The following is a 13,561-nucleotide window of genomic DNA, read 5'->3' as shown; positions in this document are numbered from 1 at the left end:
GGGGGAGGGGTGGCAGGGCATCGCGGGCCGGTCGGGGCGGGCGGAAAAGCGGATGCCCGCGCCGTCGTACGCCGGTTAAGGTCGCGCGATGCCCATCTATCCGGAGATCGAACCGTACGACCACGGCCTCCTCGACGTCGGGGAAGGCAACCGCGTCTACTGGGAGGTCTGCGGGAATCCGCGGGGCAAGCCGGCGGTCGTGCTGCACGGCGGGCCGGGGTCCCGGGCCAACGCGTGGTTCCCCCGGCTGTTCGACCCCGAGGCGTACCGGATCGTGCTGCTCGACCAGCGCGGCTGCGGGCGTTCGACGCCGCCGGCGAGCGCGTACGCGACCGATATGAGTGTCAACACGACGGATCGTCTGATCGCCGATCTGGAGCTGCTGCGGCGGCATCTCGGGATCGGGCGGTGGCTGGTGTGGGGCGTGTCGTGGGGGTCCGCGCTCGGGCTGCGGTACGCGCAGACGTGTCCGGCGGCCGTGACGGAGCTGGTGCTCACGGGGGTCGCCACGGCCTCCGACGCCGAAGTCGCCCTGCTGACCAGGGGACTCGGGCAGTTCTTCCCGGAGGCCTTCGAACGGTTCCTGGCCGAGCTGCCCGAGGACGAGCGGGACGGGAACCTGCCGGCCGCGTACAACCGGCTGCTGGAGTCGCCCGACGAGGCGGTGCGGGCGCGGGCGGCGCGGGCCTGGACCGACTGGGAGACGGCCATCGCGGCGCAGCCGCCCCGCTCGGTGCCGCGCTACGAGGACCCGGTGTTCCGCTACGCCTTCGCCCGCACCGTCACCCACTACTGGGGCAACGGCCACTTCCTCGACGGGGGCGGCGCGGACGGCGTCGTCCTGCGTGACGCGCCGCTGCTCAAGGGCATTCCGGGCACCCTCGTGCAGGGGAGCCTCGACCCCGGCAACCTCCTCGGCGTCGTCTGGCGCCTCCACCACGCCTGGCCCGGCAGCGAGTTGGTCCTCGTCGACGACGTGGGACACGACGCGGGCGCACCGGACATGGCGCAGGCGCTCGTGGCGGCGACGGACAGATACGCCAGGGGCTGAGGCGGGGAGGGCGTCGAGCCCCGGCTCCGACCGGGGCCTACGGTGCGCTGTCCTCGCCGAACAGGTGCCGCACCGTCGACCGGTAGTTGGTCCGGACGTGGGTGAGGGCGTGGGCGCGGGCGCGGTCGGGGTCGCCGGAGGCGATGGCGTCGTACAGCTCGCGGTGTTCGGTGAGGAGTTGGGGCCACTCGGTGTTCTGGCGGGTCAGCCAGCGCAGCCTGCCGTCGACCGGTTCCATCACGGAGATCAGCAGGCTGTTGCCGGCCATGGCGAGGACACGGTCGTGGAAGCGGGTGTTGATGTCGGTGATCGTCTCGGCGTCCCCGGCGCGGGTCGCTTCCGCCGCCCGGTCGAGCAGGGCCGACAGCTCCGCGAGTGACTCCGGGGTGGCGCGGGAGGCGGCGAGCCCGGCGGCGTAGACCTCCAGGGCCTCGCGCAGTTCGAAGAGTTCCGCCACGTCCGCCGGGGTGAGTCGGCGGACGACCGTGCGGCGCGGGGTCTCGAAGTGGACGAAGCCCTCGGCGACCAGCGCGCGGATCGCCTCGCGCACGGGCACCCGGGAGACCCCGAAACGGTCGGCCAGTTCGCGTTCCACCAGCCGGTCGCCCGGACGCAGGCGCCCCGCGATGATGTCCTGCCGCAAGGCGCCGAGGACGCGCTCGCGCACCGCGCCGAGGGGTTCGATCTTCGCTCCTTCCGGAGCCACGGAGCTCATGGGGCAATCTTCGTCGACTCCGGCGGTCTTTGGTTCCGGGGGCGACTCTGCTGCGCAATTCCAGGGAGCCTCCGCCGCCCGGACCGCGACCTGCGATGACGCGGTGGCCGGTGCGGCTTTCCCAGCGGGTCCCTGCTGCTCAGCCGAATTGCGCAGCAGAGTCGGGGGCTCCGATCGCCGGCTCCGGGGGTCTTTTACGGGGCGTTAACAACGGCGACATCGGTCCGAACGGTTGACGGGAGGACCATGAGCGCAGTTTGGTATACCAAACGACCCGAGGCGCTTCCCCCGGTTCCCCACACCCGGTCCCGCACCCGTCCCCACCACCTACCCTCGTCTCCTCTCGCTCCTGGAGGCCCCGTGTCCCTCGCCGACAGTGCCGAAGCCACCGACACCGCGGTGTTCGTCCCCGACCCCCGCCTCACCAACGAGGACCTCGCCCCCGCCGAGAAGCGGAACTGGAAGGTCTTCGACCTCTTCGCCCTGTGGATGTCCGACGTCCACAACCTCGGCAACTACACGTTCGCCGCAGGGCTGCTCGTCCTCGGCATGAACGTCTGGCAGGTGTTCACCTCACTGCTCGTCGGCTTCGTGATCATCTACATCGGGATGAACTGGATGGGGAGGATCGGACAGCGCCACGGCGTGCCCTTCCCCGTGGTCAGCCGCATCAGCTTCGGCGTCTGGGGCGCCAACATCCCGGCCCTCATCCGGGCCGTGATCGCCATCATGTGGTACGGCATCCAGACCTACCTGGCGTCCGTCGCGGTCAACATCATGCTGCTGGCCGCCTGGCCGGGCCTGGAGTCCTGGACCCACGGCTCCTTCCTCGGCCTGCACCGGCTCGGCTGGATCTCCTTCATCGCGCTCTGGCTGATCCAGGCGCTGATCATCAGCCAGGGCATGGAGTCGGTCCGCAAGTTCCAGGACTTCTGCGGTCCCGCGATCTGGCTCGTGATGATCGCACTGGCCGTGTGGATCCTCGCCAAGGCGGGCTGGACCATCTCGCTCACCTCGACCCCGAACCCGGTCTCCGTCGGCGAGCAGTGGCGGCAGTGGTTCGGCGCGATCGGGCTGGTCCTCGCCACCTACGGCACGCTGATGCTCAACTTCTGCGACTTCTCCCGCTTCGCACCCGACTACCGCACGGTCAAGCGCGGCAACTTCTGGGGCCTGCCCATCAACTCGACCGCCTTCGTGGTGGTGTCCGTCATCGTCACGGCGGGCTCGATCGAGGTCTTCGGCAAGGCGATCACCGACCCGGCCCATCTCGTCGCCGAGATCGGCAACACCTGGATCCTCGTCCTGGGCGCCCTCACCTTCGCCATCGCCACCATGGGCGTCAACATCGTCGCCAACTTCGTCTCACCCGCCTACGACCTCGCCAACGTCTGGCCGCAGAAGATCACCTTCAAGGTCGGCGGTCTGATCAGCACGGTCGCCGCGCTGGTCGTGACCCCGTGGAACCTCTTCTCCAACCCCACCGTCGTGCAGTACTTCCTCGGCGGCCTGGGCGCCTTCCTCGGCCCGCTGTTCGGTGTGATCATGCTCGACTACTTCTGGGTCAAGCGCGGCCGGATCGACGTCGACGAACTCTTCAACGCCGAGCCCGGCTCCCGCTACTACTACCGCAAGGGCGTCAACCCCAAGGCCCTGTGGGCGTTCCTCCCGGCCGCCGCGGTCTCGGCGGTCCTCGCCCTGGTGACCACCTTCAGTGCGGTCGCCCCGTACTCCTGGTTCATCGGCACGGCGCTCGCCGCGGGTCTGTACGCGGTGCTGTGCCGGGACGAGCGGGCCGCCGGGCCGGCCTCCGCACGGCCGGTGGCCGGGCAGACAGCCGTGGAGGGCTGAGCGTGCGCATCGTCGTCACCAACTGCAACACGACGCAGTCGATGACCGAGGAGATCGTGCGAGGTGCCCGGGCCGCCGCAGGCCCGGGCACCACCGTGACCGGACTGACCCCCGCCTGGGGCCCCGAGTCCGCGGAAGGCTGGCTCGACAGCTATCTCTCCGCCGCCGCCGTCCTCGACACCCTGCGGACCTACGAGGAACCGTACGACGCCGTCGTCCTGGCCGGCTTCGGTGAACACGGGCGCGAGGGCGCGCGCGAACTGGTGGACGTCCCCGTCGTGGACATCACCGAGGCCGCCGCCCACCTCGCCTGTCTGCTCGGACGGCGCTACGGCGTCGTCACCACGCTCGAACGCTCCTGCGGGCAGATCGAGGACAGCCTCGACGCCGCCGGGGTGGGCCGCAACTGCGCGGCGATCGTCGGCACCGGGCTCGGCGTCCTCGACCTCGCCGACGCCGACCGCACCACCCGGGCCTTCCTCGCCGCCGGACAGCGGGCCCGCGACGCCGGGGCCGAGGTGCTGGTCCTCGGGTGCGCCGGGATGACCGGACTGCAGCGGACGGTGGGGGAGAAGCTCGGGGTGCCGGTCGTCGACGGGGTGGGGGCGGCCGTGAAACTCGCCGAGTCACTGGTGGCGTTGGGGCTGACCACCAGCCGGGCGGGGAGCTATGCGAAGCCGTTGCGGAAGAGGAGGAGTTGGGGCCGGGGGTGAGGTGAGCCGGGGGATCGCGTGATCCGGTGCGCGGGGGAGCGGGGCGCCGTAGGGGGCCTCCTCGAGGGTGTGGGCGGCTGCGGGTTTGTGGACGACCGGTCGCGCGGTTCCCCGCGCCCCTTGCGGGGCCCGGGTCGGCGGTGCTTTCTACGGCACCACCGCCGTCGCCGTGATCTCCACCAGCTGGCCCGTGTAGCCGAGGCAGGCCACGCCGAGGAGGGTTGAGGAGTGGGGGCCGATGCTGAGGCCGGACGCCTCGACGACGTCCCAGACCGCCGAGAGCACCTTGGGCCGGTCGCTCACGACGTACACATCGGTGTAGGCGACGTGCTCGAAGTCGCTGCCCACCGCCCGCAGTTGCTCCCCGAGGTTCGCCAGCACCTGTTCCGCCTGCCGTACCGGATCCCCCTCCCCGACCAGCCTCCCGTCGGCGTCCAGCGGGACGGAACCGGCAAGGAAGGCGAGCTTCGTCCCGGCCTCGACGACGGACGCGTGCGCGTAGACGGGCGGCGAGAAGAGGCTGGGGACGGTGGTGCGCCGAATCATGAAGGCTCCCGGTAGCGATGGAGGACGATCTCCCGATCATGCGGACCCGCTGCGCCGACCGCACCCGAATTCCCGGCCGCGCCATGAGGTCCGACCGCGCCGCACGGTCCGACCGCGTCGTGAGGGCCGTGCGCGCCGTACGGACTGTCCACCCGCCATCCCTCCTCCCGTGCCATCCGCTCGAACACCCCGATCCGGTAGGCGAGCCCCTCCGGCTCCCCGAGGTCGCACCACCGCTGCGCCGCCGCCCACTCCTCCTCTCCGCGTACCAACGGGCGCCCCCGCACCGCCAGATGCAGTGCCAGCGTCGACCGCGCGTAGAACCTCAGCCGTACCGCGTCCCGCTCGTCCGCCGGCCGTACGCTCTCCTCCGTCTCCCGCAGCCACAGCCGTCCGCCCTCGCCGCCCGCGACGAGCAGCGGTACGAGCGCGTCGCCCCCGACCGCCGCCCAGAAGGTCAGCTCCCCGTCGTCCCCGGCCACCCGGACCTCGTACCGGGGCAGATACGAGAGGCGGGCGAAGCCGAGGGCGTGCTTCCAGGACGTGACCCACAGACCGCGATTGAGGTAGTGGCGGACGGACTTCTGCCAGGTCCAGTGGGCGTCCAGACGGAACCCGTGCAGGCCCTCCGCGCGGCACGCCTCGTACACGGTGTCCAGCACGGCGGTGGCGAGGCCGCGCCGCCGGGCCACCGGGTGGACGTAGAGAGAGGTGACCAGCAGCGCGCCCGCGCCGATGGGCCAGGTGTCCACGGCGACCGTACCGACGATGCCCGGCGGGGTACGCCGTGTGCCGCACCGGTGGTCGTTCCTCTCGTCGCTGATCCAGTACCTCCTCCGGTACTCGTCGTCGTTGTCGTGGGCCCGCCCGTGGGAACCCAGCCGGATACGTAACTCCCGTTCGCGGACGCCCGAGAGCGAGTCGGGGTCGACGCACTCGCCGAGGGCGCCCTCGGCGAGCGAGGCGAGGTCCCAGCGCGCGAACCGGCGGTCGTCGGCGGGGCCGGCGGCCGGGCGCAGAACAGCACTGGACGACAGACGGCCATGCACCCGCCGGGCTTGATCGTTTCCTGATCGCATATGCCGGAGGGTAAGGACAGGATCACCTCCGCCGCCCCGACTGCCCGCATTCCGGGCCCACTTGACCTCCGGCTTCACTGAAGAGGTGGACCGACTCCTTGCTCACGCGCTTGCCTCTCGCACTCCTGTGCAAGGGATGGGTACGCCTCCGCGATGGCCGCACAGATCCGCTCCCGCAACAGCGTCGCCGCCTCCGCCCGTCCGGAACCCCGCCCGTGGCCGGGCCACGCGTCCAGGAACCGGTCGTAGTGGCCGAGGCGATGGCGCAGATAGCCGACCTTCCAGGGGGCCAGGGGATCGAGGGAGGAGTGGGTGACCGGGCCGTCCATGGCGGCCGTGCCGTCCCCCGCCCGGCCCCACTCCGCTTCCCGCCTCGCCCGGTGCTCCGCCGCCCGGAGCGCCAGCCTGCCCGGAGCCAGGCGGGGGACGTCGATCGGCTCGTCCCTGATCCGCTGCAAAATCTCCTCCCGTCGCCTGCGCATCGCCGCCCGCACCGCCTCCGACCGGCGCTCCGAGGACTCCGCCACCGCCCGGAAATCCTCGCTCCGCTCCGCCGCCTCGACCCTCTCCAGTCGGTACAGCCGGATCCTCGGCGCGTCCCTGAACCGGGGGTTCGCACCGAGCCGGTCCGCGGCCCCGAGCAGCCGGTGCGCCATGCCGCCCGTCCACCCGCGGATCCGCAGCCCGGCCAGTGACACATACCGCTGCCCGTTCTCCTCGTAGCCACCCATCCCGCGACCTCCCCCGCAGCCCCGGCGCCCCTGGATCCGGGCACGCCGCGGCGCACCCGGAAGGCATCCGGATCGTCACTCTCTGTGACGACTTCTTCATTGAAGCGCACGCCACTGACAATCGGCCGGGCGGAGCGCCCGGCCGCTGATCGGACCGAGGGGAGGGCGAGGGGGGGCCGAGGGGAGGGTGAGGGTGCGGACGCGGTGGCCGGATCAGTCGTCCGAGGTCACCACGGCCGGCTGACCTGCGAGGATGCCGCCGTCAAGGACGAACTCGGTGCCCGTCGAGAACGTGGCGTCGGCGATGATGAAGAGCACCATGCGGGCGACCTCCTCGGGCTCGCCGAAGCGCGGAATGGGCTGTCCGGAGGTGTAGGCGTCACCGAAACCGGCCGTCATCGGGGTGCGGATGGCGCCGGGGTGGACGGAGCAGACGCGGACCCCGTCGGGGGCCAGCTCCAGCGCGGCGGTCTTCGTCAGCCCGCGCAGCCCCCACTTGCTCGCCGCGTACGAGCCGATGCCCGCGTAGGAGGTCAGTCCGGCGAGGGAGGAGATGTTCACGATCACCCCGCCGCCGGCCCGGCGCAGCGAGGGCGCCACCGCGCGCATCCCCAGCCACGGGCCCTGGAGGTTGACGTCGACGACCCGGCGGAACGAGGCCAGGGACTGGTCCTCCATCGAGCCCCACTCGGCGATCCCCGCGTTGTTCACCAGCACCGAGACCGGGCCCAGGTCCCGTTCCACCTCGGCCACCGTCCGCCGCCAGCCGTCCTCGCTGCTGACGTCCAGGCTCAGACCGCGCGCCCGGCCGCCGAGTTCCGCCGCCAGCCGCGCCCCTTCGGCGTCACGGACATCGGCGATCACCACGTCGGCCCCCTCGGACGCGAGGAGCCGAGCCACCGCGGCCCCGATCCCTCCGGCCCCACCGGTGACGATCGCCACCCGCTCGCTCAGACGTCCCATCACGACCTCCCGCTCCTGAGTACTGCGTCATCGGTACCGCGCCCCACCCCCAGCATCGGCCGCGACCCGGCCGGCCGCAGTTCGGGCCGGAGCGGATTCCCTCCGAATAATCCTTCGAAGTGAATGCGGGCCCGCTGTTACGGTCTCTCACGTGGCGAAACTCAATCAGATCATCGCAGTGGAGAAGGGCGTCAAGGCCAAGTCCCATCAGGACCTGACGGCCGCTCATCATGGGCTGCAGAAGCCGGCGTTGCTGGCCGGTATCGCGCGTACCTATCAGCCGAAGGACGAGGAGGGTGAGCAACTGCCGCCCGAATCGACCCGGGTGCAGGTACGGGCGGAGGACGTACTGCGGGAGACGGCGGGGGTTCTCACGCGGCTGTTCGATGTGACCGCCACCAAGGACTGGGCCAACTGCACGGCACGGGCGGATGTGAAGGTCGAGGGACGGGTGCTCGTCGCCGACGTTCCCGTGGCCTATCTGCTCTTCCTGGAGAAGCAGCTCGGGGAGATCAACACACTGGTGCGCAGACTGCCGGTGCTCGACGCCTCCGAGGCGTGGGCGCAGGACCCGTCCACCGACGCCTGGAAGACCGAGGCCGTGCGGACGGTGCGGACGAAGAAGGTGCCGCGCAACCATGTGAAGGCCGAGGCGACCGACAAGCACCCCGCCCAGGTGGAGGTGTACTACGAGGACATCCCGGTCGGTTACTGGACCACCGTGAAGTTCTCCGGAGCCCTGCCCGCCCGGCGCGTGAACGAAATCCTGGACCGCGTCGAGAAGCTGCAGCAGGCCGTGAAGTTCGCACGGGAGGAAGCGAACGGAGTGGAGGTCGTCGACCAGCGCGTCGGTGACGCCGTTTTCGGCTACCTGTTCGGGTAGCCTCACAGACTCCCCGCCCGGCCTTGACGCCGAGCGGGGTGCGCGAGGAGCGCAAAGCTGAAGCTGAGGCTTGTCGTGACGGAGCGGACCGTACCCGCCAAGGAATTCAGGGACGGGCCGCGATCAATCTCAGACTATTGCTCCAGACTCAGTATTCGCCGCCGATCGCCGCAACGACCGGACTCGGGCCCCGGACGTCGAAATGCTGGTTCAAGTCCAGCCCGCGCAGCTCGATGCGTGGTGGTCCAAAGGCAGGACGCGGCGACATGATGACTGACCTGGGTTCTCAACCGTGGCGGCGTGCCCATGTGGCGGCATATCAGGGCCCGGGGGCCGGCTACGCCCCCGGGTCCACCTTTATTGCGTTCATAAAGAACATGGCTCCTGCAGGGTTCGTCACATCGCGGTAATACAAGAGTTCCATATTCTCCAGGTCCGGGACCTACGGTGGAGAGCACACCAGCCCGACGCCCCGGCCGCCGTCGCCCGAAGGCACACCCCCGCCCTCACCCGACGACAGGAGCCCCGTGATCCGCCGCGCCGTCCTGACCCTCCCTCCCTGGCTCGCCCACGCTCTGCGCGCCCAGCGGGGGCCGGTGCCCTGGAACGCGGTGGTACGAGGCGCGTTGGCCGGCGGGCCGCTGCTGCTCGTGGCCGTCCTGCTGGAACGGCCCTCCCTCGGCGTCGTCGCCGCGCTCGGCGCCATGCTCGCCGGGATCAACGACCGCCCCGGCAGCCGACGCGTGGCCGTACAGCGCCTCGGGGTCCCCGCGCTCGCCGGTGCCGTGGGGCTCCTCGTCGGCACGTACGCCGGTCAGTACACCGGCCCCGTCGTCCTCACCCTGCTGCTCACCGTGCTCGGACTGATCGCCGGCGGGATGAGCGCGATCGGACCCGTGTCCTCGGGCGCGAGCACACAGGTGCTGGTCGCAGCCGCCATCGGGGCCGGAATGCCGCTGCCGGAGCCCGGTTGGGAGCGCGCGCTCGGCTATCTCGCCGGCGCGGGCTGGCTGCTCGCGCTCTGCCTCGCGCTGCCCACACCGGCGGTCCTCACCGCCGGCGACTACCGCTTCGACGGGGAACGCGACGCCGTCGCCGCCGTCTACGACGCGATCGCCGCACTGCTGGACGCCGTCGGCACCCCGGACGCGATCGCCCGACGTGCCGCGCTCACCGCCGCCCTCGACCACGCCCAGGACGCGCTCGCCGGACCCCGGCTGCGGCGCTACGCCAGCTCGTCGTCCGAACGGCGGCTGCACGCCCAGTACACCGCCGCGCTGCCCCTCGCCGAGGCCGCCACCGCGCTGGCCTGGGCCGGGGACGCCGTCGTCGGCCGTGCCTCCGAAGGCCCCCGCAGGCTCGCCTCCGCCGTACGCGGCAACACCGCCACCGGCCCACTGCCCGCGCCCTCCCGGTCCGCGCCCGCGCTGCGTGCCCTCGACGACGCGCTCCTGCGCGCCGCCGAGGCCTTCGACCGCGGCGGCGACCCACACGACCTGCACACCCGCCGCCGTACCCTCGGCTCGCTCGTACGACTCGGCCTCGGGTCCGGCGGACGCGAGTACGGGCTGCGGGTCGCCCTGTCCTTCGGGGCCGCCGCGGCCGTGGCCCAGGTGCTGCACCACGAGCACTGGTACTGGCTGCCCGCGACCGCCGTCTTCCTCGTCAAGCCCGACCTGGGACCGCTCGTGTCCCGGGTGCTGTGCCGGGCCGCCGGGACCGTCCTCGGCGCCGTGCTCTTCGCCGGGTTCGCCGCCGTGCTGCCCCGGCCCGAAGGACTCGTCGCGCTGGTCGCGGTCAGCGGGGCGCTGATCCCCGTCGCCACCCGGCACTTCGCCGCCCAGACCGCCGTCGTCACCGTCCTCGTGCTCGCCCTCGTCATGGTCGGCGGCGACCCCCAGGCCTCCTGGAGCCGTATCGCCGAAACACTCCTGGCCTGCGCCATCGTCCTGATCGTCGGCCATCTGCCGATACCGAAGGGACAGCGCGGAGGGGGCGTGCGCGCCCGGCTCACCGAAGCGGGGACGGCCGCGTACGCCTACCTCGCGCACGTCCTGAGCGAGCCGCGCACGCCCGGCGCCCGCCCCGGACCGGGTGGTTCGACACCCTCGGGTCGCGCGTCCACGCCCAACGGTGTCACCGTGTCCGTCGGGGCCGCGCTGCCCGGTGAGGCCGACGAGCGGGCCGCCCGCTGGACGCTGCGCCGCGAGGCCTACCGCACACTGGCCCAGGCCCGCGCCGCGATCACCCTCTCCGGAGCCGAACTGCCCGCCCTGGCACGGCACACCGAGGGCACCGACGAGATCGCCGCGCTCCTCGAACGACTGGTCGACACCACCACCGCCTGCGCGGTCCACCTCGACGACACCGGACGGCTCGGCCGCCGCCACACCGAGCGGATCACCGCCCTCCTCGACGACCTCGCCCGTCACCGGCGGCACGCGGGCATCAGCCTCCCCGCCGCCCCGGACCTCACCGACGTACTGCCGAGGCCCGGCCTGAGCGCGTGAGACCGGGCGCGTGAGCGCGAGCGTGCGACCGGAGCCTGCGAACAGGAGCGCGTGAGCGCGCGTGACGGCCGGGTGGCGCGCGCCGGGCGCGACCAGATCCCACCCCCCACCACCCACCGGTTGTCCACTTCACTACCCTCCCGTTCACTACCCTCCCGCGCACGCCCCGGCCGTACGGTGACGACATGACGCCGCCTCCATCCCCACCTCCGCCCCCCACCCCCTCCCTCGCTCCCGCCGATCTCGTCATCACCGGCTGCACCGCCCTCGTCCACGACGAGCACGAGGGGATCGCCTTCGTCGAGGACGCCGCGATCGTCGTACGGGACGGGGCGATCGCGAGCATCGGACCGGCGGAGGAGACAGCCCCCGTGGCCACGGCGGAACGCATCGACGCGCGCGGCCAGGTCGCCATGCCGGGGCTGATCAACTGCCATACGCACGCCCCGATGGTGGCGCTGCGCGGCATCGCGGAGGACATGCCGGCGGAGGAGTGGTTCAACGACGTCATCTGGCCCGTCGAGTCCAATCTGACGGCGAACGATGTGGAGTTGGGGGCCCGGCTGGCCTGCGCGGAGATGATCCGGGGCGGGGTGACCTGCTTCGCCGACCACTACTTCTCGATGGACGCCGTCGCCGCCGTCGTCGAGGAGACCGGGCTGCGGGCGCACCTCGGGGAGGCGTTCTTCTCCTCGCAGGGCCCCGAAGGGCGGGCCAGGTCACTGGAGTTCGCGCTACGCCACCGGGGCGCGGCCGGCGGTCGTATCACCACCGCGCTCGCCCCGCACGCCCCCTACACCGTCGAGGACGCCGACCTCGTCACGACCGCCGAACTCGCCCGCGAGCACGGTCTCCCCGTGCATCTGCACGCCTCGGAGAGCCGCGACCAGACCGACAACAGCCTCGCCCGGCACGGCTTCACACCCATCGAGGTCCTGGAACGCACCGGACTCCTCGGCCTCGACGCGGGCGTGCTCATCGCGCACGGCACCGGGATCGTCGAGCGCGACCTGCCGGTCCTGGAGCGGGCGACCGGGCCGGTGGCCGTCGCGACCGCGCCCCGCGGCTATCTCAAGTTCGCCTGGCCCACCACCCCCGTGCGCGCCCTGCGCCGGATCGGTGTCCCCGTCGGACTCGCCACGGACGGCGCCGCCTCCAACAACTCCCTCGACGTGTGGGAGGCCATGGCCCTCACCGCGCTGGTGCAGAAATCCACCGAGGGCGACCCGCGCTGGCTGACCTCCCGCCAGGCGCTGCACCACGCCACCCTGCAGAGCGCGCGGGCCGTCGGGCTGGGGGAGCGGATCGGCAGCCTCGCCCCCGGACGGCGGGCCGACATCGTCCTCGTCGACCTCACCGGCCCGCACACCCAGCCGGTGCACGACCTCGCCGCCACCCTCGTGCACAGCGCCCGCTCCGCCGACGTCCGCACCACGATCGTCGACGGCCGCGTCCTGATGCGCGACCGCGAACTGCTCACCGTCGACGTGCCCACGACTGTACGGGAGCTGACGGACCGCCTGCCCGCACTCACCGACCGCGGCCACGGCGGTCGCATCCAGGACTACGACAAGCCGCCCGAGTAGCCGACGGAGGGCTCCCGCACGGAAGCGCGCCGAAAAAGTCCCGCCCCGCCGATGAGTTCCGTGTCCCCCTCCGGTCCACCCCGGTGGAACGCATCGCACCGGAGGAGGAACACATGTCGCTTCCGCGGATCGTCCCGCGTGAGGAATGGCGCACCGCGCGGGAGGAACTGCTGCTCAAGGAGAAGGTCCTCACGCGCGCGCGGGACGCGGTGGACGCCGAGCGGCGGCGGCTGCCGATGGTCGAGGTCGACGAGGAGTACGTGTTCGAGGGCGGTGACGGCAAGGCCACGCTGGTGGACCTCTTCCGGGAACGCCGGCAACTGATCGTCTACCACTTCGTGTTCGACCCGGAGTGGGCCGCGGGCTCCCGCGACTGCTCGGCCTTCCTCGACCAGGTCGGACACCTGGCGCATCTGCGCGCGCGGGGGACCGAGTTCGCCGTCGTGTCCCGGGCGCCGTACACACGAATCCTCCCCTTCAAGGCGCGCATGGGATGGACGGTGCCCTGGTACTCGTCGTACGGCAACGCGTTCGACCACGACCACGACACCGTCGGACGGCCGGGCGTGAGCTGCTTCCTGCGGGAGCGCGAGCGGATCTTCCTCACGTACTCGGCTCACGGACGGGGCCTGGAGGGACTCGGCTCCACGGCCGGGCTGCTGGCCCTCACGGCACTGGGAGCGGTCGGCGACGAGCGGATCCGGTACCACGACGAGTACGAGGAGTGACAGTGGGACCGACGAAGACGACTGACGAAGACGACTGACGAAGACGACTGACAAAGAGGGCTGACAAATAGTGCAAGCGCTGGTACTCGGAGTCACCGGAATGTGTGGTTTCTGAGAGGTACCTCACGATCCGTGGTTGACCTCGTGTCAACTACGTCTCAGTACCGTCACTTCGCGAGCCGTTCACCCCGTGGTTGGCGTTTAA

General features: G+C 71.7%; 12 protein-coding genes. 7 read left to right on the top strand and 5 right to left on the bottom strand.

Annotated elements, in window-relative coordinates:
* Positions 1-88: 88 nt before the first annotated feature.
* On the top strand, positions 89-1,051 hold the full coding sequence (gene pip, locus F9278_RS10125) for a prolyl aminopeptidase (RefSeq protein WP_152168011.1): 963 nt from the start codon (positions 89-91) through the stop codon (positions 1,049-1,051).
* A gap of 37 nt (positions 1,052-1,088) precedes the next feature.
* Here pip and F9278_RS10120 read toward each other — a convergent pair whose 3' ends face one another.
* Positions 1,089-1,766: a GntR family transcriptional regulator gene (locus tag F9278_RS10120; protein ID WP_152168010.1), complete on the bottom strand. Its 678-nt coding sequence runs from the start codon at positions 1,764-1,766 to the stop codon at positions 1,089-1,091.
* A 360-nt stretch (positions 1,767-2,126) separates the two neighbouring features.
* On the opposite strand from F9278_RS10120, the gene F9278_RS10115 reads away from it, so the two are divergent.
* A complete protein-coding gene (locus tag F9278_RS10115) occupies positions 2,127-3,617 on the top strand; it encodes an NCS1 family nucleobase:cation symporter-1 (protein WP_152168009.1) in 1,491 nt (496 codons plus the stop codon).
* Between the two features lie 2 nt (positions 3,618-3,619).
* On the top strand, positions 3,620-4,330 hold the full coding sequence (locus tag F9278_RS10110) for an aspartate/glutamate racemase family protein (protein ID WP_152168008.1): 711 nt from the start codon (positions 3,620-3,622) through the stop codon (positions 4,328-4,330).
* Positions 4,331-4,477: 147 nt separating this feature from the next.
* Here F9278_RS10110 and F9278_RS10105 read toward each other — a convergent pair whose 3' ends face one another.
* From F9278_RS10105 to F9278_RS10090, 4 genes are all read right to left on the bottom strand, one after another.
* Entirely contained in the window at positions 4,478-4,876 is a 399-nt protein-coding gene (locus F9278_RS10105; protein ID WP_152168007.1) for a RidA family protein, read from the bottom strand.
* Positions 4,873-5,955 (bottom strand): GNAT family N-acetyltransferase, encoded by a 1,083-nt coding sequence (locus F9278_RS48135; RefSeq protein ID WP_152168006.1) that lies wholly within the window; start codon positions 5,953-5,955, stop codon positions 4,873-4,875. The genes F9278_RS10105 and F9278_RS48135 overlap by 4 nt, the downstream gene beginning before the upstream one ends.
* Positions 5,956-6,029: 74 nt before the next feature.
* Complete coding sequence (locus F9278_RS10095) at positions 6,030-6,686, bottom strand: hypothetical protein (protein ID WP_226966686.1); 657 nt, start codon at positions 6,684-6,686, stop codon at positions 6,030-6,032.
* A gap of 213 nt (positions 6,687-6,899) precedes the next feature.
* Complete coding sequence (locus tag F9278_RS10090; protein ID WP_152168005.1) at positions 6,900-7,649, bottom strand: SDR family oxidoreductase; 750 nt, start codon at positions 7,647-7,649, stop codon at positions 6,900-6,902.
* 151 nt (positions 7,650-7,800) lie between these two features.
* Here F9278_RS10090 and F9278_RS10085 point away from each other — a divergent pair, with 151 nt between their 5' ends.
* The 4 genes from F9278_RS10085 to F9278_RS10070 all read left to right on the top strand — a co-directional run bounded on the left by F9278_RS10085 (position 7,801) and on the right by F9278_RS10070 (position 13,356).
* Entirely contained in the window at positions 7,801-8,532 is a 732-nt protein-coding gene (locus F9278_RS10085) for a DUF7873 family protein (RefSeq protein WP_152168004.1), read from the top strand.
* 527 nt (positions 8,533-9,059) lie between these two features.
* Complete coding sequence (locus F9278_RS10080; protein WP_152168003.1) at positions 9,060-11,042, top strand: FUSC family protein; 1,983 nt, start codon at positions 9,060-9,062, stop codon at positions 11,040-11,042.
* Between the two features lie 185 nt (positions 11,043-11,227).
* Complete coding sequence (locus tag F9278_RS10075) at positions 11,228-12,628, top strand: amidohydrolase (protein WP_152168002.1); 1,401 nt, start codon at positions 11,228-11,230, stop codon at positions 12,626-12,628.
* A gap of 113 nt (positions 12,629-12,741) precedes the next feature.
* Entirely contained in the window at positions 12,742-13,356 is a 615-nt protein-coding gene (locus F9278_RS10070) for a DUF899 domain-containing protein (protein ID WP_152168001.1), read from the top strand.
* Positions 13,357-13,561: the final 205 nt, after the last annotated feature.

This window comes from Streptomyces phaeolivaceus (genome assembly GCF_009184865.1).
GTDB classification, from domain to species: domain Bacteria; phylum Actinomycetota; class Actinomycetes; order Streptomycetales; family Streptomycetaceae; genus Streptomyces; species Streptomyces phaeolivaceus.
This window is presented reverse-complemented; position numbering and strand designations above follow the sequence as displayed.

Coding starts and splice junctions, on each gene's coding strand:
- pip (WP_152168011.1), top strand. CDS start 89: ATGCCCATCTATCCGGAGATCGAACCGTACGACCACGGCCTCCTCGAC.
- F9278_RS10120 (WP_152168010.1), bottom strand. CDS start 1,766: ATGAGCTCCGTGGCTCCGGAAGGAGCGAAGATCGAACCCCTCGGCGCG.
- F9278_RS10105 (WP_152168007.1), bottom strand. CDS start 4,876: ATGATTCGGCGCACCACCGTCCCCAGCCTCTTCTCGCCGCCCGTCTAC.
- F9278_RS48135 (WP_152168006.1), bottom strand. CDS start 5,955: ATGCGATCAGGAAACGATCAAGCCCGGCGGGTGCATGGCCGTCTGTCG.
- F9278_RS10095 (WP_226966686.1), bottom strand. CDS start 6,686: ATGGGTGGCTACGAGGAGAACGGGCAGCGGTATGTGTCACTGGCCGGG.
- F9278_RS10090 (WP_152168005.1), bottom strand. CDS start 7,649: ATGGGACGTCTGAGCGAGCGGGTGGCGATCGTCACCGGTGGGGCCGGA.
- F9278_RS10075 (WP_152168002.1), top strand. CDS start 11,228: ATGACGCCGCCTCCATCCCCACCTCCGCCCCCCACCCCCTCCCTCGCT.
- F9278_RS10070 (WP_152168001.1), top strand. CDS start 12,742: ATGTCGCTTCCGCGGATCGTCCCGCGTGAGGAATGGCGCACCGCGCGG.